The organism is Novosphingobium sp. (genome assembly GCF_036803765.1).
GTDB lineage: Bacteria > Pseudomonadota > Alphaproteobacteria > Sphingomonadales > Sphingomonadaceae > Novosphingobium.
In genome coordinates this window covers 74302-92970 of record NZ_DAIRTS010000002.1, presented here as the reverse complement: position 1 = coordinate 92970, position 18669 = coordinate 74302, and the positions used below count along the sequence as shown (strand labels likewise).

At 67.6% G+C, this 18669-nt stretch carries 17 protein-coding genes; 7 read left to right on the top strand and 10 right to left on the bottom strand.

Features of this window, described 5'->3' with window-relative positions:
- Positions 1-448: 448 nt before the first annotated feature.
- Both V7Q48_RS01565 and V7Q48_RS01560 read right to left on the bottom strand, forming a co-directional pair.
- Entirely contained in the window at positions 449-1063 is a 615-nt protein-coding gene (locus V7Q48_RS01565) for a superoxide dismutase (RefSeq protein ID WP_333835844.1), read from the bottom strand.
- A gap of 214 nt (positions 1064-1277) precedes the next feature.
- On the bottom strand, positions 1278-2552 hold the full coding sequence (locus tag V7Q48_RS01560) for a dicarboxylate/amino acid:cation symporter (protein WP_333835843.1): 1275 nt from the start codon (positions 2550-2552) through the stop codon (positions 1278-1280).
- Between the two features lie 79 nt (positions 2553-2631).
- Between V7Q48_RS01560 and glmM the strand changes: the two genes are divergently transcribed.
- From glmM to V7Q48_RS01545, 3 genes are all read left to right on the top strand, one after another.
- Entirely contained in the window at positions 2632-3972 is a 1341-nt protein-coding gene (glmM, locus tag V7Q48_RS01555) for a phosphoglucosamine mutase (protein ID WP_333835841.1), read from the top strand.
- 11 nt (positions 3973-3983) lie between these two features.
- Positions 3984-4208: a DUF1272 domain-containing protein gene (locus tag V7Q48_RS01550; protein ID WP_333835840.1), complete on the top strand. Its 225-nt coding sequence runs from the start codon at positions 3984-3986 to the stop codon at positions 4206-4208.
- A 109-nt stretch (positions 4209-4317) separates the two neighbouring features.
- Positions 4318-5571 (top strand): DUF3422 domain-containing protein, encoded by a 1254-nt coding sequence (locus tag V7Q48_RS01545; RefSeq protein WP_333835839.1) that lies wholly within the window; start codon positions 4318-4320, stop codon positions 5569-5571.
- Between the two features lie 37 nt (positions 5572-5608).
- Here V7Q48_RS01545 and V7Q48_RS01540 read toward each other — a convergent pair whose 3' ends face one another.
- The 3 genes from V7Q48_RS01540 to katG all read right to left on the bottom strand — a co-directional run bounded on the left by V7Q48_RS01540 (position 5609) and on the right by katG (position 9314).
- Positions 5609-6775, bottom strand: coding sequence for an aminotransferase class I/II-fold pyridoxal phosphate-dependent enzyme (locus tag V7Q48_RS01540; RefSeq protein ID WP_333835837.1), 1167 nt, complete (start codon positions 6773-6775; stop codon positions 5609-5611).
- A 44-nt stretch (positions 6776-6819) separates the two neighbouring features.
- Positions 6820-6960 carry a hypothetical protein gene (locus tag V7Q48_RS01535; protein ID WP_333835836.1) on the bottom strand — a complete coding sequence of 47 codons (141 nt, stop codon included), beginning with the start codon at positions 6958-6960 and terminating at the stop codon, positions 6820-6822.
- A 140-nt stretch (positions 6961-7100) separates the two neighbouring features.
- Complete coding sequence (katG, locus tag V7Q48_RS01530) at positions 7101-9314, bottom strand: catalase/peroxidase HPI (protein WP_333835835.1); 2214 nt, start codon at positions 9312-9314, stop codon at positions 7101-7103.
- A 281-nt stretch (positions 9315-9595) separates the two neighbouring features.
- Here katG and V7Q48_RS01525 point away from each other — a divergent pair, with 281 nt between their 5' ends.
- Positions 9596-10621: an NAD(P)H-dependent flavin oxidoreductase gene (locus V7Q48_RS01525; protein WP_333835834.1), complete on the top strand. Its 1026-nt coding sequence runs from the start codon at positions 9596-9598 to the stop codon at positions 10619-10621.
- Between the two features lie 70 nt (positions 10622-10691).
- Complete coding sequence (locus V7Q48_RS01520) at positions 10692-11903, top strand: MFS transporter (RefSeq protein ID WP_333835832.1); 1212 nt, start codon at positions 10692-10694, stop codon at positions 11901-11903.
- 9 nt (positions 11904-11912) lie between these two features.
- Here V7Q48_RS01520 and V7Q48_RS01515 read toward each other — a convergent pair whose 3' ends face one another.
- The 3 genes from V7Q48_RS01515 to V7Q48_RS01505 form a co-directional block, all read right to left on the bottom strand.
- Positions 11913-13124, bottom strand: coding sequence for an AI-2E family transporter (locus V7Q48_RS01515; protein WP_333835831.1), 1212 nt, complete (start codon positions 13122-13124; stop codon positions 11913-11915).
- Positions 13125-13291: 167 nt separating this feature from the next.
- Complete coding sequence (locus V7Q48_RS01510; protein WP_333835830.1) at positions 13292-13948, bottom strand: sigma-70 family RNA polymerase sigma factor; 657 nt, start codon at positions 13946-13948, stop codon at positions 13292-13294.
- Positions 13941-14099 (bottom strand): NepR family anti-sigma factor, encoded by a 159-nt coding sequence (locus V7Q48_RS01505; RefSeq protein WP_333835829.1) that lies wholly within the window; start codon positions 14097-14099, stop codon positions 13941-13943. The genes V7Q48_RS01510 and V7Q48_RS01505 overlap by 8 nt, the downstream gene beginning before the upstream one ends.
- Positions 14100-14479: 380 nt before the next feature.
- Here V7Q48_RS01505 and V7Q48_RS01500 point away from each other — a divergent pair, with 380 nt between their 5' ends.
- Complete coding sequence (locus V7Q48_RS01500) at positions 14480-16174, top strand: CHASE domain-containing protein (protein ID WP_333835828.1); 1695 nt, start codon at positions 14480-14482, stop codon at positions 16172-16174.
- Positions 16175-16267: 93 nt separating this feature from the next.
- Here V7Q48_RS01500 and V7Q48_RS01495 read toward each other — a convergent pair whose 3' ends face one another.
- Together V7Q48_RS01495 and V7Q48_RS01490 are read right to left on the bottom strand one after the other, a co-directional pair.
- A complete protein-coding gene (locus tag V7Q48_RS01495; RefSeq protein WP_333835827.1) occupies positions 16268-17074 on the bottom strand; it encodes a response regulator in 807 nt (268 codons plus the stop codon).
- Positions 17075-17164: 90 nt separating this feature from the next.
- The gene (locus V7Q48_RS01490; protein ID WP_333835826.1) at positions 17165-17560 is read right to left on the bottom strand and encodes a hypothetical protein; all 396 of its coding nucleotides are present in this window, start codon (positions 17558-17560) and stop codon (positions 17165-17167) included.
- Between the two features lie 249 nt (positions 17561-17809).
- Between V7Q48_RS01490 and V7Q48_RS01485 the strand changes: the two genes are divergently transcribed.
- The gene (locus V7Q48_RS01485; RefSeq protein WP_333835825.1) at positions 17810-18586 is read left to right on the top strand and encodes a Crp/Fnr family transcriptional regulator; all 777 of its coding nucleotides are present in this window, start codon (positions 17810-17812) and stop codon (positions 18584-18586) included.
- Positions 18587-18669 lie beyond the last annotated feature (83 nt).

Genomic DNA, 18669 nt, shown 5'->3' with positions numbered 1-18669 from the left:
AATATCCCTTGAGTGCGGAAGTATCCCTTCGATGAGGAAGAAAGCAACGAATTGATCGGCGGTCCCATCGCCGGCTTACGCAAACTGCTAGGTGGGAGCCGCCGCCCTATTGCGAAAGCGATGTGTGCGGTTGACGTCCCGTTACCCGCCTTTCCACAGCGTAAGGCAAGTCCAGCAGACTTTCGCTGCATGATGTCTGCTTTCTTCACTTGATAACCTGACAGCTGCGAGTCCGCAGACTGCCCAGTTGCCGCCGCAGTTCTTGTCCAGTGAACCGTTCGGCGAGTGTCAGGTTTTAGCGACGGACCTGCCATTGGACCGGCCGTACGGGAATGACGGTTTTGTCCCAACATAAGCCACAGCGAAACCACATCCCGGCACCCACACAAAAAACAGGCGACCCTTTTGGGGCCGCCTGTGTCTTGATCGTCAATCCTGGTGGGATCGATCAGGCCGGGTAGGCCCAGACCGTGCCGCGGCCGAGGTTCTCGGCGGCGAAGTCCCAGTTCAGGTGCTTTTCGATCACGCCCTTGAGGTAGTCAGGGCGCAGGTTCTTGTAGTCGACGTAGTAGGCGTGTTCCCACAGGTCGATGACGAGCAGCGGGTTGCCGCTGACCGACGAGAACGTGGCGGCGTCGTGAGTCTGCTCGACTGACAGCTTGCCGTCCTTGGCCACCAGCCACACCCAGCCCGAGGCGAAGTGCGCGGCGCCCTGGGTCGCCAGTTCCTGCTTCAGCGCGTCGAGCGAGCCGAACGAGGCGTCGATCGCGGCGGCGAGTTCGCCGGCCGGGGCCGAGGTCTCGGGGGCAAGACTGTGCCAGTAGAAGCCGTGGTTCCACACCTGCGCCGAGTTGTTGAACAGGCCCTTGTCACCCTTGGCTTCGGCCGCGGCGACGATCTCTTCGAGGCTCTTGTCGGCCAGGTCGCTGCCGTCGATGGCGGCGTTGGTCTTGTCGACATAGGCCTTGTGATGCTTGCCGTGGTGGGTCTGCAGGGTGGTGGCCGAAATCGTGGGGTCCAGCGCGCTATCGGCGTAGGGCAGCGGAAGAAGGGAAATCGCCATGGTCGCTCCGTTTCGGTAAGGAAATTGGGCAATAAAGAAACTGGAAGTGCCGACCAACGCCTCAGGGTGGCGTCGGTGCCCCTGCGGCCTGTGGCCGCGTCGGTGCCTTCGCGGCTTATGGCATGTGCCGGCGATTTCCAGTGATTTTTTCCAATCGCCCGCAAAGCCATACTCACGCGTGGTCCCCGTACGGCCAAGTGGTGCAGCCGCCGGGTCAATCCTCGCGCGCGGCGACTGCGGCGGTGACCGCCACGTCCATCGTCACGTTGCCCAGTGTGCGCATGAGGTCAGGCAGCATCTCCACCGCGACCAGCAGCGCGAGCGGCTCGACCGGCACGCCCATGCTCATCGCGATGGGGCCGATCGAGGTGACGAAGCTGATCGAACCGGGCAGGCTGACCGCGCCGAAGCTCATCACCGAGGCGACGGCGAAGCCGGCCAGCATGTGGAAGCTGTCGACCGGCACGTTGAACCAGTGCGCCACGTAGATCGCGACGGCGAAGTTCATCGCCGGGCCGGTGCCGCGGAACAGCGCCACCGCCAGCGGCAGGACGAATTCGCTGCGCGCGTCGCCCAGGCCAAGGCGGCGGCAGGCCGCCAGCATTGCGGGCAGGGTGGCGAGCGAGGACTGGGTGGACAGTGCCAGCGCCTGGGCCGGCATCACCGCGCGGGCGAATTCGCCCGGCTTCTGCCGGCCGGCGAAGATCGCGATGGGATAGGCGGCGAGGAACACGACCGTGCCGACCAGCGCAACGATCATAACGTAATGCGCCAGCGCGCCGATCGCGGCGGTGCCGCTCTTGGCCGCGACCGTCAGGCTGAGTGCGAAGACGCCGAGCGGCGCGCACCACAGCACCCAGCCGATGACCACCAGCATTGCCCCGGCGACCGCCTCGAAGAAGGTGGTGAGCGACTGGCGGTGCGCAGTGCCCAGCCGCGTCGCCGCAGCGGCGAAGGCGGCGGTGAACAGGATCACCGGCAGGACCGCGTCCTCGGCAGCCGAGGTGACGACGTTGCTCGGCACCATCGAGGTGATGAAGTCCGCAAGCCCCGGCATCGTCGCGGCCTTGGCCGGCGTGGTGGCGACCGCGGTGCGCAACGCTTCCGCCGCGCCCTGCGGGATGGGCAGGACCGAGAGCAGCAGCGGCGTCAGCAGGCCGGCCATGGCCGAGCCGCCGACCAGCACGATCATGAACCACAGCAGCGCCCGCCGCGCCAGCGCGCCCGCGCTCGCCGCCGCGACGGTCTGCGCGACGCCGGTGAACAGCAGGGCCACCACCAGCGGCAGGATCGTCGCGCGCAGCGCGCGCAGCCACAGGTCGCCGACCGGGCCGGCCACGGCAAGAACGTCGGGCAGGCTCTGCGGCAGGCGCAGCGCAAGCAGCAGGCCCAGCGCCAGCCCGCCGACGAGGCCGGCGAAGATCCAGGCGGCAGGAACGCGGGTGATCGGGGGAAGCGGAGATGACGGTTCGGTAATCGCTTGGTTCATGCCACGGTGACGATATTGGTGTAGGAGGCCGCCATGTTGCACGCGCGAGGCGTGCCAGCCAAGGGACAAGAACTTCGCAATGGGACGGAAATTCTTCGGGACCGACGGGATTCGCGGCCGCACCAACGCCGGTGTGATGACCGCGGCCACCGCGATGAAGGTGGGCCAGGCCGCCGGCACCTATTTCCAGCGCGGCGATCACCGCCACCGCGTGGTGATCGGCAAGGACACGCGCCTGTCTGGCTATATGCTCGAAAACGCGATGACCGCAGGCTTTACCAGCGTCGGCATGGATGTCGTGCTGTTGGGGCCGCTGCCCACGCCAGCCGTCGCCATGCTCACGCGCGAGATGCGCGCCGACGTTGGCGTGATGATCTCGGCCAGCCATAACCCCTATGAAGACAACGGCATCAAGCTGTTCGGACCCGACGGCTTCAAACTGTCGGACGAGGACGAGCTGGCGATCGAGGCCATGCTCGAGGACGACCTCGCGCTCGCCCCGGCTACCGACGTCGGCCGGGCCCGCCGCATCGAGGATGCGCGCGGCCGCTACATCCACGCGGTCAAGGCCTCGCTGCCGCACAACCTGCGCCTCGACGGCCTGCGCATCGTGGTCGATTGCGCCAATGGGGCGGCCTATACCGTCGCACCCTCGGCGCTGTGGGAACTGGGCGCCGAAGTCATCGCCATCGGCGTCGAGCCCAACGGCAAGAACATCAACCTCAACGTCGGCTCGACGCACCTCGACGCGATCAAGGCCAAGGTGCGCGAAGTGCGCGCCGACATCGGCATTGCGCTGGATGGCGATGCCGACCGGCTGATCGTGGTCGACGAGAAGGGCCAGACCGTCGATGGCGACCAGATCATGGCGCTGATCGGCAGCCAGCTGGCCGCGCGGGGCGAGCTGACCGGCGGCGGCGTGGTCGCCACGGTCATGTCGAACCTTGGCCTCGAGCGGTTCCTGCAGGGCAGGGGCCTCGAGCTGGTGCGCACCGCCGTTGGCGACCGCCACGTGCTCGAGCGGATGCGCAGCGGCGGCTACAACGTCGGCGGCGAGCAGTCGGGCCACATGATCCTGACCGATCACGCCACCACCGGTGATGGCACGATCGCCGCGCTGCAGGTACTGGCCGCGCTGGTCTCGAGCGGCAAGCCCGCCAGCCAGACGCTGCACCTGTTCGACCCGGTCCCGCAACTGCTCAAGAACGTGCGCTTCGCCGGCGGCAAGCCGCTCGAGGCCGAAAGCGTCAAGGCGGTGATCGCCGAGGCCGAGGCGCGCTTGGCCGGGCGCGGCCGGTTGGTGATCCGCCCCTCGGGAACCGAACCGGTGATCCGCGTCATGGCCGAGGGCGACGACGCCGACGAAGTCGCCGACGTGGTCGACACGATCTGCGATGCCGTGCGCAAGGCTGCGGCCTGAAAGGAACTGCCATGCTCGAAATGCGCCCAGACTGCCAGCAATGCGGCACCGAACTCCCGGCCGAGGCGCCGGGGGCCTTCATCTGCTCGCTCGAATGCACCTATTGCGCCGAGTGCGCCGAAGACCTCGACGACCGCTGCCCCGGCTGCGGCGGCGAACTGATGGACCGCCCGACCCGCAGCAAGGCGGTGCAGGCGAAGCATCCGGCCTCGACCGAGCGCCGCTACCAGCCCTGAGGCCTTGCCCTGCGCGAAGGGGCCCCTCAGCGGGTGCCCGGTCGCTCGGGCAGAAGTCTCATTGCCCCTGCCGTGATGGTGTCGCATCGTCGCGGCAGGGGAGTTCACCATGCACGAACACGAATGGCGCCGCCTGATCGTCAGCGAGATGCACTTGCGTCGCTGGCCCCGGCTGCACGCCCCGATGCAGGTGGTCCAGCAGGTTCGCCTGGTCGACGATGCCGATCGCGATGCCGAATGGGACGCCTGGCGCGCGATGCCGCCGGGCGGCGATGTGCGCCATGCCTATCGCCGCCACGTCTCGGGAACGCTGGCCGGCGGCATCGCCTTCACCTGGGAGCGGCACAGCGAGGCAAGCACGCAGACGCTGTTCGTCCCGCCGGGCAGTGAAGCCGCGCTGGAAGACGCGATCCGCTGGATGGAAAGCCTGCCCGGCCGCACCGTGCGCGCGACGCGCATCACGCTGGTTCCCGACGATGCCGCGGCGCAAGCAGTGCTGCCCGGAATGCGGCTGGAAGGCGAGGAAATCGTCTCGTGCCATGTCGCGGGGCCGATGCGCATCTGGTCGGACTTTCGCATTGCGGACGATGGCTATGCCCGGGGCTATGGCCGGATGCTGATCGCCGCCAATGGCCTGGACGGCGGTGACCTGACCCGCGCGGTGCAGCGCCTGCAGGAACTGGGCACCTACCGCAATCTCGCGCTGCTCGGCCTGCCGGTGGCCCGCGCCGCCTGGCCGCGGCTCGACCGGGCCGAAGAGGACCTGCGCCGCCTCGGGGAGAACCTCACCCGCAGCGACATACGCGACGACGACCTCATGGCCGAGCTGTCGGCCCTGTCGCTGGCCATTGCCGCAGTCGCAAGCGCCACCGACTATCGCATGAGCGCGACGGCGGCCTATGCCCTGCTGGTCGAGGAACGGCTCGAGGATCTGGCCCCGCGCGCCATTCCCGGCTTCCTCTCGCTCGCGGAGTTCACCCAGCGCCGCTTCCTCCCGGCGGTGCGCACTTGCGCTGCCTTTTCGCGACGCGAGCGCCAGGTGGCCAGCCGAGCCGGCCAGTTCACCGCGCTGCTGCGGGCGCGGATCGAGACGCGGATCGAGAATCAGAACGGCGCGCTATTGGCCTCGCTCGACCGCAGCGCCCAGCACCAGTTGCGCCTCCAGCACCTCGTCGAGGGGCTGTCGGTGGTCGGCATCAGCTATTACGCGGTGGCTCTGGTCGGCCACATGCTCGAAGGTGCGGAAAGCGTGGCCCATTTCGACGCGCGGCTGGTGGTGGGCCTGCTGACCCCGCTGGTCATCGTGCTGACGTGGACCAGCTTGCGCCGCGCACGACGCAAGTTGGGTGTCGCAGAGGCGTAACGCCCCAGCGACGGAGGCAGTGGAAAGGGGCAGCCCCTCAAACCACCTCGGCGACCTCCGCCGCGCGCGCGGCGAACCAGGGCTTCATTCGCGCGATCGCCTCCTCCACCCGCGGCGTCGAGACCGCGAAGCTGATGCGCATGAAGCGGTGTCCCTCGACTGGGTCGAAGTCGATCCCCGGTGCGGTGGCGACGCCGGTGTCCTCGAGAAGGCGCAGGCAGAACGCCATCGAATCCTGCGTCAGGTGGCCGATGTCGGCCCAGATGTAGAACGCACCGTCGGGCGGGGCGATGCGCGCCAGGCCCAGCAACGGCAGCGCATCGAGCAGGATCGCGCGGTTGCGGGCATACGTCGCGACATGGCCTTCCAACTCGTCGGTGCAGTCGAACGCGGCAAGGCCGGCGTGCTGGCTCAGCACCGGCGGGGTCAGGAACAGGTTGCCCATGCGCGCCCGCGCCTGCGCGACCTGGTCGGCGGGCACCACCAGCCAGCCAAGCCGCCAGCCGGCCATCGAGAAGTACTTGGAGAAGCTGTTGACCACGACCGCATCTGGATCGAACGCGAGGATCGAGCGCGCTTCGGCGCCGTCATACGTCAGCCCGTGGTAGATCTCGTCGCTGATGATGTGGATGCCGCGCGCGCGGCAGACCGCCGCGATCGCGGCAAGTTCGTCGGGCGTGATGACCGTGCCGGTGGGATTGGCCGGGCTGGCAAGGATCAGGCCATCGGGCGCGGGCTCCATCGCGGCGAGCGCGGCAGCGGTCACGTTGTAGCGCTCGGCCGCGCCGCACTCTATCTCCACCGGTTCCATGTGCAGCGCGCGCAGGGTATTGCGATAGGCGACGTAGCCCGGCCGGGCGAGCGCCACGCGTGCACCGGGCGCAAAGCGCAAGCTTAGCGCCATGACCAGCGCGGGCGAGGCACCGCAAGTCAGCACGACCTGGCCGGCATCGACGGTCACGCCGCAGCTTTGGGCATAGCTCTGCGCGATCCGCGCCTTGAGCGGCTGGCTCTCCCAATATCCCATCGGGTCGGTCGCCAGCACATCCTGCGCCTTGGCGATGGCCGCGGCGGGCGCACCGGTGGAGGGCTGGCCGAATTCCATATGGATCACCGGGCGGCCGGGATGCAGGCCTTCCGCGGTGATGCGGTGCGCGAGCGTGGAAATGGCGATGGCGTGGAACGGTTCGATCTGCGCGGTCATGGCGCCCGCGCTATCATGTTTCCCTGGCGCAGGAAATCGGCTGCTCAGCGACGCCAGAGGCGGCGGGCCAGCAGGAAGCCCGCGACCGGGACGGCGAGCCCCAGCGCGACGATCGCGGCGACCTTGCCCACGGCCAGCGCCAGGCCCGAAAGCAGGAACAGCACGATCTCCAGCGTGGCCTTCATCATCGCCGGTTCTGTCCATGCCCCTGATCGTGAAAACGAAAACCCCGCCTTCTTCCGGGTCCCAGGGGATACCGGAAAAAGGCGGGGTGGGAAGCTCTATCGGCGCCGGGGGGATCAATCGGCGCCGTTTTGCTCCCGGTTCAGCGCTTCACGTCGAAGCGATCGGCATCCATCACCTTGGCCCAGGCTGCGACGAAGGCGTCGACGAAGGTCCGCTCGGCATCGTCGGTCGCATAGGCCTCGGCCAGTGCCCGCAGTTCCGAATTGGCGCCGAAGATGAGGTCGACGCGGCTGGCGCGATACTTGCGCTCCCCGCTCTTGCGGTCGAACGCGGCAAAGGTGCCGTCTTCGGCTTCTTCCCAGCGCAGCGCTGTCGTTGCCGCCAAGAGGTTGCGGAAGAAGTCGTTGCTCAGCGCGCCGACGCGGTCGGTGAATACGCCGAGGTCGCTGCCGCCATGGTTGGCGCCGATGACCCGCAGGCCGCCAACCAGCACGGTCATCTCGGGCGCGGTCAGGCCCAGCAACTGGGTGCGATCGACCAGCAGCTCCTCGGGCGAGCGCCGCGACTTGGGGCCGGCGTAGTTGCGGAAGCCATCGGTGCGCGGCTCGAGCACGGCGAAGCTCTCGGCATCGGTGTCCGCGTCGGTGGCGTCGGTCCGGCCCGGCGTGAACGGCACGGTCACGTCATGGCCGGCGGCGCGGCCCGCGATCTCGATCCCGACATTGCCGGCCAGCACGATCAGGTCGGCCATGCTCACCCGGCGCCCGCCCGGTGCAGCGGCGTTGAAGCCGGCCTGGATGCCTTCGAGCACGCCCAGCACGCGGGCCAGTTCGGCCGGCTCGTTCGCCGCCCAGTCCTTCTGCGGGGCAAGACGGATGCGCGCGCCGTTGGCACCGCCACGCTTGTCCGACTGGCGATAGGTCGAGGCCGAGGCCCAGGCCGTGCGCACCATGTCCGCCACCGACAGCGCGCTTTCGGCGATCTGGCCCTTGAGCGCGGCAATGTCGGTCTCGGTGACCAGCGGGTGGTCGACCGGCGGCACCGGGTCCATCCAGATCCGCGGCTCGGCAGGAACCTCCTTGCCGAGGTAGCGGACCTGCGGCCCCATGTCGCGATGCGTCAGCTTGAACCAGGCTTCGGCGAAGACGCGCGCCAGCTTGTCGGGGTTGGCGTGGAAGTCGCGGCTGATCGCGGCATACGCGGGGTCGGCGATCAGCGCGATGTCGCTGGTGAACATCATCGGCTGGTGACGGCGCGACGGATCGTGCGCGTCGGGCACGGTGCCGGCGCCCGCGTCGCCCTTGGGCTTCCACTGGTGTGCGCCGCCGGGGCTGGTGGTCAGCTCCCACTCGTAGCCGAGCAGGGTCTCGAAATAGCCGTTGTCCCATGCAATCGGGTTGGGCGTCCACGCGCCTTCGAGCCCGCTGGTGATCGCATCGACGCCGCGCCCGGTGCCGTGCGTGCTGGCCCAGCCCTGGCCTTGCGCCAGGATGTCGGCACCCTCCGGCGCTGCACCCACTTGCGTCGGGTCGCCGGCGCCATGCGCCTTGCCGAAGGTGTGGCCGCCCGCGATCAGCGCGACGGTTTCCTCGTCGTTCATCGCCATGCGGGCGAAGGTGTCGCGGATGTCGCGCGCCGAGCCGAGCGGGTCGGGCTTGCCGTTGGGGCCTTCGGGGTTGACGTAGATCAGGCCCATCTGGACCGCCGCCAGCGATTCATCGAGTTCGCGATCGCCGGTGTAGCGCTGGTCGCCCAGCCATTCGGCTTCGGGACCCCAGAAAACGTCGGCCTCGCTCTCCCACACGTCCTCGCGGCCGCCGCCGAAGCCGACGGTGGGCAGGCCCATGGATTCGAGCGCGCAATTGCCGGCCAGCACCATGAGGTCGGCCCAGCTCAGGCTGGCGCCGTACTTCTGCTTGATCGGCCACAGCAGCAGGCGCGCCTTGTCGAGGTTGACGTTGTCCGGCCAGGAATTGAGCGGGGCGAAGCGCTGCGTGCCGGTCGCCGCACCGCCGCGGCCGTCATACGTGCGATAGGTGCCGGCCGAGTGCCAGGCCATGCGGATGAACAGCGGGCCGTAATGGCCATAGTCCGCCGGCCACCAGTCCTGCGACGTGGTCATCAGCGCGTTGATGTCGGCCTTGACCGCATCGAGGTCGAGCTTGGCGAAGAGCGCGCGATAGTCGTGCCCGTGCGGCATCGGGTCGCTGCGGGTCGAATGCTGGCGCAGCACCTGCAGGTCGAGCCGGTTGGGCCACCAGGTCTGGTTGGTTTGCACCGCACCCGCCTGGGCGGTGGCGATCGCGGCACTGCTGGCGCCGTGATGGACGGGGCACTTGGCGACATCAGACATGGCGTACTCTCCGTGGATTGTCGTGAACCGATGCCCGGTTCTACCGCCCCGCCGTTGATCGCCTAAGTGCATTAACATGGATAAAGTTATCGAGCACGTAGATGACCGAGGAGTCTGCTATGAGGCTCGTCGTGGGTGGTTTCGCGCTTAGCCTTGCCCGAAAGGCGCAGTCCGCCTAAAGCGCGGCGCGTTTTCGCGTGCGATGGCCCCGTGTTCTTCACCTGGACCGGAGCCCGCGCCGATCGAGATCCTTCACTGCTTTTTCAGGGGCTGCTCCCGCAATGACCGACACTCCCACGATTTCCGCGCCCAAGACTTCCGCGTTGATGGCACGCGGCGCGGCTTTCCTCGGGACCGAGCATGCCATCCTGTGCGGGGCGATGAGCTGGGTTTCGGAGCGCAACCTCGTCGCGGCGATCAGCAATGCCGGCGGCTTTGGCGTGATCGCCTGCGGGGCGATGACCCCGGCGCTGCTCGATGCCGAGATCGCCGGCACCAAGGCGCTGACCGCCAAGCCCTTCGGCGTCAACCTCATCACCATGCACCCGCAGCTGTTCGAGCTGATCGCGGTCTGCGAAAAACACCGCGTCGGCCATGTCGTGCTGGCGGGCGGCATCCCGCCCAAGGGCAGCGTCGAGGCGATCAAGGCGTTCGACGCCAAGGTCATCGTCTTCGCCCCGACGATCGCGCTGGCCAAGAAGCTGTTCCGCAGCGGCGCCGATGCGCTGGTGATCGAAGGCAGCGAAGCGGGTGGCCACATCGGCCCGGTCTCGACCTCGGTGCTCGCGCAGGAATTTTTGCCCGTGCTCGCCGAAGAGCATCTCGTGTTCGTTGCCGGTGGCATCGGCCGCGGCGAGGCGATGGCCGCCTATCTCGAGATGGGCGCGGCCGGCGTCCAGCTCGGCACGCGCTTTGCCTGCGCCAGCGAATCCATCGCGCACCTCGCATTCAAGCAGGCCTTCTTCCGCGCCAACGCGCGCGATGCGATCGCCTCGGTGCAGGTCGACCCGCGCCTGCCGGTCATTCCCGTGCGCGCGCTGCGCAACAAGGGCACCGAAGCCTTCACCGCCAAGCAGATCGAGGTTGCCCAACTTCTCGATGCCGGTACGGTGGACATGGCGGCGGCCCAGCTCGAGATCGAGCACTTCTGGGCCGGCGCGCTGCGCCGCGCGGTGGTCGACGGGGATATCGAGCGCGGCTCGGTGATGGCGGGGCAATCGGTGGGCATGGTCACGCGCGAGGAGCCCGTGGCCGATATCATCGCGCAATTGCTGGCGGAAAGCGAAGCGGCCCTCGGCCAGCGCTGACCGGCCGGCGAACACCCCCGCGCAATGAAGCGGGGGAAACGGGGGCACGACGCAAGGCATGGCTCAGGGCATGACGCATAAGGCATCGCTGGGTTTCGTCTTCGGCATCGTGCTGATCGACATGCTGGGCTTCGGCATCGTCATCCCGGTGTTCCCGAACCTGATCATGACGCTGGCGCGCGTGCCCATCACCGTGGCGGCCGAATACGCCGGCTGGCTCGGTGCGGGCTATGCGGTCATGCAGTTCGTGTTCGCGCCGGTGATCGGGAACCTGTCGGACCGGTACGGACGGCGGCCGGTGCTGCTTGCGGCGGTTCTGGCGCTCGGTCTCGACTATCTGCTTCAGGCGTTCGCCCCGGCGATGAGCTGGTTGATCGCCGGGCGGATCATCGCCGGCATCACCGGCGCCAGTTTCTCTGCCGCCTACGCCTATATCGCCGACGTCACCCCGCCGGAAAAGCGCGCGGCCAGCTTCGGCCTGATGGGCATGGCCTTCGGGATCGGCTTCGTCGCAGGTCCGGCGCTGGGCGGGCTGCTCGGCACGCTCGGCCCCCGCGTGCCGTTCTTCGCGGCCGCCGGGCTATCGCTCGCCAACTTCGCCTTCGGCTTCCTGACCTTGCGCGAATCGCTCGATGCGGAGCACCGCCGGCCCTTTGACTGGCGCCGCGCCAACGCCTTTGCCAGCCTGCAGGCCTTGAAGGGCCAAAGCGCGCAAGTGCTGTGGTTCGTCGCCGCGCTGGGGGCCTGGCAACTCGCCAATGTCGTCTATCCCGCGATCTGGACCTATTTCGCGATCGCCGCCTATGGCTTCTCGACCAAGGCGGTGGGCATCGCACTTGCCGTCGTCGGGCTCTCGGCCGCCCTGTTCCAGGGTTTCGGCATGCGCTTCCTGCTGCCTCTGCTGGGCGAGCGGCGCGCGGTCGTCATGGGCGTCGTCGCGCTGGCGATCTCGGCGGTAGGCTATGCCATCGCGGTGCAGACCTGGCAGGTCTATCTCGCCATCGCGATCGGCGCGTTCCAGGGCTCTGTGCAGCCCTCGATCTCGGCGATGAACAGCCGCGCCGTCGACGCGCGCAGCCAAGGCGAGTTGCAGGGCGCAGTCCAGTCGATCGGCTCGATCGCCCAGATCATCGGCCCGCCGCTCTACGCCCAGTCGCTGGCACGCTTCAGCGGCCCAGGCGCGCTGATCGACCTGCCGGCCATGCCCCTGCTGGTCGCCGCGGCGATCGGCTTCGTCGCGCTGGCGCTGTTCCTCAAAGGCTGCGCGACCCGCGCAGCCTGATCCGTTTGCCTAACCGTGCGCGCGGGCGCTGGCCAGTTCGGCCAGGTCTGGCTCGGGGCAGGGTTCTTCCGGCTCGACCAGGTCGTCGGCCGCGATGATCCCCGGCTGGAACAGCGGTTCGCCGAACAGGAAGCCGACGATGTTGGGCCGGCCGAGATGATCGACCAGCGCGGTCAGCGTCAGCAGGATCGGCACCGAGAGCAGCGCGCCCAGCGCCCCCCAGATCCACGAGAAATAGCTGATCGAGATCAGGATCGACACGGGATTGAGGGTCAGCCGTGCCCCGAGGATCGCCGGCGTGACGACGTTCGCCTCGAGCGCATGCAGCCCGAGGAACGCGAGCGCGGGCAGAAGCCCCAGCGCCAGCGTGCTCGCCGTACCCACACCGACCAGCGCGAGCAGCGCGGTCATGGCCAGAGGGCCGAGGTAGGGCAGGAAGTTGAGGACGAAGGCAAGACCGCCCCACATGATCGGTGCGCCAAGCCCGAAGGCCCACGAGCCGCCGGCAACGATCATGCCGACGCCCAGGTTTATCTGCGCGACGGTCAGGATGTACGAGGCGACTCTGTCCTGCACCGCGCGCATGACCCGGGCGATCCGCACCGAGGCGCCGAAGCTGTGGCGATCGAACAGCAGGCGCCGCTTGGTGCGGATGCGCGATTCGATCATGAAGAATGTCAGCAGCGCGGTCAGCAGGATCTCGAGCAGCACGCTCGGCGTGGCGAAGGCGACCTGCTCGATCACCGACGGCGTCGCCAGCACGACCTCGCGCGTCGCGGCATGGCCGGTCAGGCGCGTGATCTGCCGGTTGAGGTCGTTCATCCAGGCAAGGTTGCTGCGCAGCTCGGCAAAGCGCAGCGTGACGCGGCGGGCCATCGCCGGAACCTGGTCGACCATGTCGTAGGCAGGCTGCAGGATCAGGCTGAGCGCCACCACGATTACCGCCACCAGGAACAGCATGGCCAGGAACGAGGCCAGCATGTTGGGCAGGCCGAGCCGCACCAGCCGGTCGGCCGCGGGCGCCAGCACGATGGTCAGGATGATCGCCGTCACCGGCGGCAGGAACACCACCGATCCGATCGAGAGCACGAAGGGCAGGGCGCAGAACAGCCCCAGTCCGAGCAACAACAGGATGGCCGATTGCAGTCGGGCCTGCTGCGTCTGCACCGCGGCATCGGCGCGCTGCGCCACGGCGGGTGGCGCCTCGGTGGGCAAGGTCACGGGATCGTCAAGAGACACGTCGGCACGCCTGGGGGTAGCGGTGATTCGCCACGAACGATCTGCGCCTGCCACCACGCGCAATCAAGTGTACGTGGTGGCAGGCGGATGATTTGCCGGATGCATGGGGCGAGCCGAACGGCGCCGCTCCATGCCCCACAGTAGGCCGATCAGGCGTTGCCCGACTGAACGGTCGTATCCAGCTCGAACATGATTGCGTCATGGGCCACCGAATCGTCGGTGCTGCGGCGCGGCAACTGGCCGGTGTCGATCATCTGCGCCAGCGCGGCGCGGGCACGCCCGACGCGGCTCTTGATCGTGCCGACCGCGCACTGGCAGATCTGCGCCGCTTCCTCGTAGGAGAAGCCACCGGCGCCCACCAGCAGCAGCGCCTCGCGGCGCTCCGGCGGCAGCGTCAGCAGCGCACGGTGCATGTCCGACAGGTGCAGCGGGCTTTCCTGGCCCGCAGGGGCCACCAGGATGCGCTCGGCGACGGTCTCGTCGTATTCGGCGCGGAACCGGTTGCGGCGCATGTCGGTGAGGTAGGCGTTACGCAGGATCACGAAGGTCCAGGCGCGCATCGACGTGCCGGGCTCGAACCGCTCCTGCGCGGCCCATGCCTTGAGCAGGGTTTCCTGCACCAGATCGTCGGCCAGGTCGGGGCGCCCGCACAGGCCACGCGCAAAGGCGCGCAGATGAGGGATGACCGTGGTCAGTTCGCGCTTGAATGCGGCGGCGTTGCGATTGACGGTTTCCCGGGTGGGGACTTCATGAGGCGTGGTGCCGGCAGGCTTGTCGGCGGCTGGGCGTCGCGCGGGCTCAGCCATGCGCGTCGTCGTCCAGCTGGTCGAGCAGCTTGGAGAAGTTGTCCGGCAGCGGCTCTTCCACGACGGAGTCGTAGAGGCGGCGCAGGCCATCGGCCCATTCCGGCGAGTTGGTCCGACCACCGGTCCGGCGTCGGGTTCCCAGGGTCTTCATAGGTTTATCTTTCGACATTCGCTTTCGGCTTCGCCTCCCCCCGTGGGTCGTCGCAAAAATGATACCATGGGCGCAAAACCGACAGCCCGGATTTCAAGTGCCGGGGCTGCCCGTCTCACAGCGCCACGGATGTGAAGTATTCGGGTGGGGAACGCGGCTTCTGTCCAACGGTTCCCGGCCTTCTTCGATCATGCTTGCGATGTCAGGATGTCGTCAGGAAAGCGGTCATAGCGTCCTGGTTAATGCGGCGAACTGCGCGCGGGGCGGGCACCTGTGCTTGTGCGGTGCGTTGCATCGGGCAAGATGGTTTGGCACTGGCGTTGGGGACCGTTACTCCGCGACCGGAATTGACGAAAGGTTCGTAGTCCAAGGTGGAGAAATTGCTCGCCCAGAAAGGCCTGGCGCCCGGGGATCTTGCCCAGAAGAATCTGGCGCCCCGCTGGTACGAGCGTTTCCCGCGCGCGTTGCCGGTGGGCATTTTCGTGCTGACCATGGCCGTCACGACGGTCAGCGTGCTCGCCATCGAACGCGCCGACCGTCAGCGCGAGGTCGCCCAGCTCGACAAGACCGCGCAGGAAGTCGCATCGGGGCTCGAGCGACGCGCCAACGGCAATGCGGCCTACCTTCGCTCGGCCGCTGCCCTGTTCGCCACCCGCCGTTCGGTCGAGGCACCCCTGTTCCGCAGCTTCGTCGCCCAGCTCCAGATGGAGGACGGGTCCTTCGGCGTGAACGGGATGGGCTGGGGCATTCGCGTGGCGCGCAGCGATGTCGCCATGGTGGAGCGCGTGATGCGCGAGGGTACGGGCACCGGCTTCAGGATTCGTCCCGACGACCGTAGCGGTCGGCCTTACGTCGTCCCGATCATGTACGTGGCGCCCGAGACGGCCAAGAGCCGCATGTCGATCGGCTTCGACATGGCGACCGATCCTGTCAGGCGCGCGGCGATGGACAAGGCCGAGGCCAGCGGTCGTCCGACAGCCTCGGGCAAGCTGCAGCTGGTCAAGGACGGCGACGCACAAGGACCGGCCGGTTTCGTGATGTACATGCCGGTCTTCACCGCCGGGCCCGAGGACAGGCATCGTCTCCTGCGCGGCTTCATCTTTACGCCGTTCGATGCCGCCAACTTCCTGCGTGCCTCGCAGCCGGCCGACCAGGACATGATGGTCGGCATCCGCGTCTACGATGGCACGGAGCGGCCCGATCGGTTGCTGGCCGAACTGCGGCCCGAGGCGCGATCGGGCCTCACGGTACGGCGTGTCGTCGAACTGGCCGGGCGCCGCTGGATCCTCGTCGCCGAGGCACCGCCATCGGGCATGCTCTCGCTGCTATCCGTGATGACGCTGCTGTTCGGCCTGCTCGTGGCCACGCTGCTGATGGTGCTGGCGCGGCTGGTGAGCCAGCAGGTGGCGGAAGACCGCGTGGCGCTGAGCTGGTTCGAGCAGCAGTCCTCGATCCGCGACTCACTGACCCGCGAGCTCAACCACCGCGTGAAGAATACGCTGGCCAACGTCCTCTCGATCATCGCGCTGACCAAGCGCCGCGCGGTCGACCTCGATGGCTTCGTCGAGAGCCTCGAGGGTCGCATCCGCGCGCTGTCGGCGACGCACGACCTGCTCACCCAATCGGATTGGGGCGCGACCCCGGTTTCGCTGGTCATTCGCACCGAGCTCGCGCCTTATGCGCAAGGCTCCGACCGCCACGTCGATATCGCCGGGCCGGATGTGTTGCTGGCGCCCAACGACGCCCTGTCGCTTGGTCTCGCGATCCATGAACTCGCGACAAACGCGGCAAAATACGGTGCGCTCAGTGTGCCAGGTGGCCGCGTCACGGTGCGCTGGGAGATCGCGAGCGACACCACGGCTCGCATTTCGTGGGAGGAGGCCGGCGGTCCGCCGATCGACACGACGGCGCGGCGCAAGCGCGGTTTCGGAACCGACCTGATCGAAAAGATCGTCGCGCACGAGTTGCGCAACCCCGTCGACCTGACGTTCTCGCCCGAAGGCGTGCGCTGCTCGCTCGTCATCCCCGTGCGCCAGCGTGGCAACTTTGCCATCCGCGAGGGCCGGCCGACCTGAACTTTGGTGGTGGGCCCTTCGGACGCATGTGGAAAGGGCCGGGCAGACGATGGTCTGCCCGGCCCTTTCACGAGGGAACTGAGTGGTAAAGCCTCAGGTAAGTGGCTGGCTCGACCCGAAGAACAGCGCCTGGCTGATCGCGGCCCGCACCGTGGCTTCCTGGAACGGCTTGGTGATGAGGTAGGTCGGCTCCGGCCGGTCGCCCGTCAGCAGGCGTTCCGGATAGGCGGTGATGAAGATCACCGGCACATCGACGAGCTTGAGGATGTCGTCCACAGCGTCGAGGCCCGACGAACCGTCGGCCAGCTGGATGTCGGCGAGGACGAGGCCCGGCGTTTCGCTGGTGGCGATGTCGCGCGCCTGGGTGCGGGTGGCGGCCATGCCGCACACGTCGTGGCCCAGCGAGCGGACGAGGTCTTCCAGCTGCATCGAGATGAGCGGCTCGTCCTCGATGATGAGAACGCTGGTGGTCGATTCACGATCGATTTCCTCGACCGCTTCCTGAACCAGTGCCTCGACGTCGGACGGGCTGCGATCGAGGATCATGGCCACTTCGTCGACCGAGAAGTCTTCCAGCGTCACCAGCAGCAGCGCCTGGCGGTTGGCCGGCGTGATGTGGGCGAGCCGTTCCTGTGCGGCCGTCTCGTGCAGACCGCCCAGCGGCAGGTCGCCGCCCGAGTGATCGACCGTGTCGACGAATGCACTCGACCAGACCTTGTTGAATGCGCGATACAGCGCGACGCGGCCTTCACCGATTTCGGCGCGCAGGCTGGCGTCGGCAAGCGCCGCCTCCAGCGTGGCACGCACGAAGGCGTCCCCGGTCTGCTGGCTGCCGGTGAGGGCGCGGGCATAGCGGCGGAGATAGGGAAGATTGGTACCTACTTTGGCGCCCAGCGACATTTAAACCCCTTCCTGGATACGCGATGCAACCCTAAAGCAACGACGCGTCGATTGGTTCCCGGCCTATCCCGCGGTTTTTCGCGCCGCCCGTCAAGCGGGGAAATTGCCCTCTTCCGCATCGATCGCGGCATCCTTGGCGGTGGTAACGCAGCCATCGATCCAGTCCGCGATCACCCAGGCCCCGACCGGCTTTGGAAACCTTGGATAATTCCTGAGTTCGTCCGGGATGGCACCCGAATCGACGCCCGAGATGAAGGCCAGCGGGCACCCGGCCATCTGAAGCCGCCTCGCCAGATCGTGCGAGACGCCATCGGGCAAGCGCACGTCCAGCAGCGCGACCCACGGCATCTGCTCGTCGAGCATGGCTTCGGCCTCGGCCAGATGCGTCGCGCATCGGGCGACATGGCCGCGGGTCAGCAACTCGTCTTCGATCTCCATTGCCGCCAGGACATTGTCTTCCAGTATCAAAACATACCCGGTGGCCATTCCCGCGCGTTCCCGTCATTTGTCGTTCAAGGAAAGCGCCCTATCCGCGAAACTGGCGTCGGCTGATGTCATTTGACATAGCCGGCGCTCGCATGCTGCGCTTAGCCGCAGGCATTGGTACGGCGGCCCGGGTGGGATCGGGCCCTGGGGTGGGGGTTGGCAGTGTATCGCAATCGCGGGAATGGAAACGGCAACGCAAACGGGCAGGGCGGGGCGCCTGGTCCGGGCTTCACGGGCGATCCCGCCGCAATGGGTGACGCGCCCCCCGCGAGCGCGTCGGCGCCCTTGCCCGCGCATGGTCCGCCGCCGTGCCGCGAATGCCCCCTGCGATCGCTGCCTGGCCTGATCGCACCGGGCAGCACGCAGCGCGAATGGATCGAGCATTACCGTGCCGGCGAACGCCAGGTCGCGAAGGGCGATGACCTCCTGCGTCAGGGGGCACCTGGTGACCGGTTGTTCACCGTGCTCGAAGGCGTCCTGATTCGAGCGCGCCTGCTCGAGGACGGGCGGCGCCAGGTCGTGAACGTGATGTTCCCCGGCGATCTCATTGGGCTCCAGGCTGCGTTCGACGGCGAAATGAGCCACAGCGTCACCGCCCTGACCGATTCCCGGCTGTGCCTGTTTCCGCGCGACCGCTTCATGGATCTGGTGACGGCACAGCCGCGGTTCGCCTACGATGTGATCTGGCTTTCGGCGCGCGAGGAAGACGCGCTCGAGCAGCATCTCGTTGCCGTCGGCCAACGCCCGGCGCGCGAGCGCGTGGCTTATCTGGCGCTATGGCTGATGGAGCGGGGCATGCAGACCGGCCTCGTGCGTGCGCACGAGTTGCACGTGCCCATTACGCAGAGCCAGGTCGCCGACATGCTCGGCCTGTCGCTGGTTCACACCAATCGCACGTTCCAGACCTTGCGCAAGGCCGGGCTTATCGACTGGAATGTTCATCGCATCCATATTCCCGATCTGGATCGCGTGCGCGACTGGATCGGCTTCGACCGCGCCGGCCTTCCGGCAAGGCCCTATATCTAAAGGTTTTTATTCGGCATTATGCCATGCCGATCAGCAGCTTGAAAAAATCCGCATTTTTTCGTCAGGCGCGGGAACGGATGTCC

Coding starts and splice junctions, on each gene's coding strand:
- V7Q48_RS01510 (WP_333835830.1), bottom strand. CDS start 13,948: ATGGCTGAGCCCGCGCGACGCCCAGCCGCCGACAAGCCTGCCGGCACC.
- V7Q48_RS01535 (WP_333835836.1), bottom strand. CDS start 6,960: ATGAAGGCCACGCTGGAGATCGTGCTGTTCCTGCTTTCGGGCCTGGCG.
- katG (WP_333835835.1), bottom strand. CDS start 9,314: ATGTCTGATGTCGCCAAGTGCCCCGTCCATCACGGCGCCAGCAGTGCC.
- glmM (WP_333835841.1), top strand. CDS start 2,632: ATGGGACGGAAATTCTTCGGGACCGACGGGATTCGCGGCCGCACCAAC.
- V7Q48_RS01565 (WP_333835844.1), bottom strand. CDS start 1,063: ATGGCGATTTCCCTTCTTCCGCTGCCCTACGCCGATAGCGCGCTGGAC.
- V7Q48_RS01550 (WP_333835840.1), top strand. CDS start 3,984: ATGCTCGAAATGCGCCCAGACTGCCAGCAATGCGGCACCGAACTCCCG.
- V7Q48_RS01495 (WP_333835827.1), bottom strand. CDS start 17,074: ATGTCGCTGGGCGCCAAAGTAGGTACCAATCTTCCCTATCTCCGCCGC.
- V7Q48_RS01505 (WP_333835829.1), bottom strand. CDS start 14,099: ATGAAGACCCTGGGAACCCGACGCCGGACCGGTGGTCGGACCAACTCG.
- V7Q48_RS01545 (WP_333835839.1), top strand. CDS start 4,318: ATGCACGAACACGAATGGCGCCGCCTGATCGTCAGCGAGATGCACTTG.
- V7Q48_RS01520 (WP_333835832.1), top strand. CDS start 10,692: ATGACGCATAAGGCATCGCTGGGTTTCGTCTTCGGCATCGTGCTGATC.
- V7Q48_RS01525 (WP_333835834.1), top strand. CDS start 9,596: ATGACCGACACTCCCACGATTTCCGCGCCCAAGACTTCCGCGTTGATG.
- V7Q48_RS01540 (WP_333835837.1), bottom strand. CDS start 6,775: ATGACCGCGCAGATCGAACCGTTCCACGCCATCGCCATTTCCACGCTC.
- V7Q48_RS01560 (WP_333835843.1), bottom strand. CDS start 2,552: ATGAACCAAGCGATTACCGAACCGTCATCTCCGCTTCCCCCGATCACC.
- V7Q48_RS01490 (WP_333835826.1), bottom strand. CDS start 17,560: ATGGCCACCGGGTATGTTTTGATACTGGAAGACAATGTCCTGGCGGCA.
- V7Q48_RS01485 (WP_333835825.1), top strand. CDS start 17,810: ATGGGTGACGCGCCCCCCGCGAGCGCGTCGGCGCCCTTGCCCGCGCAT.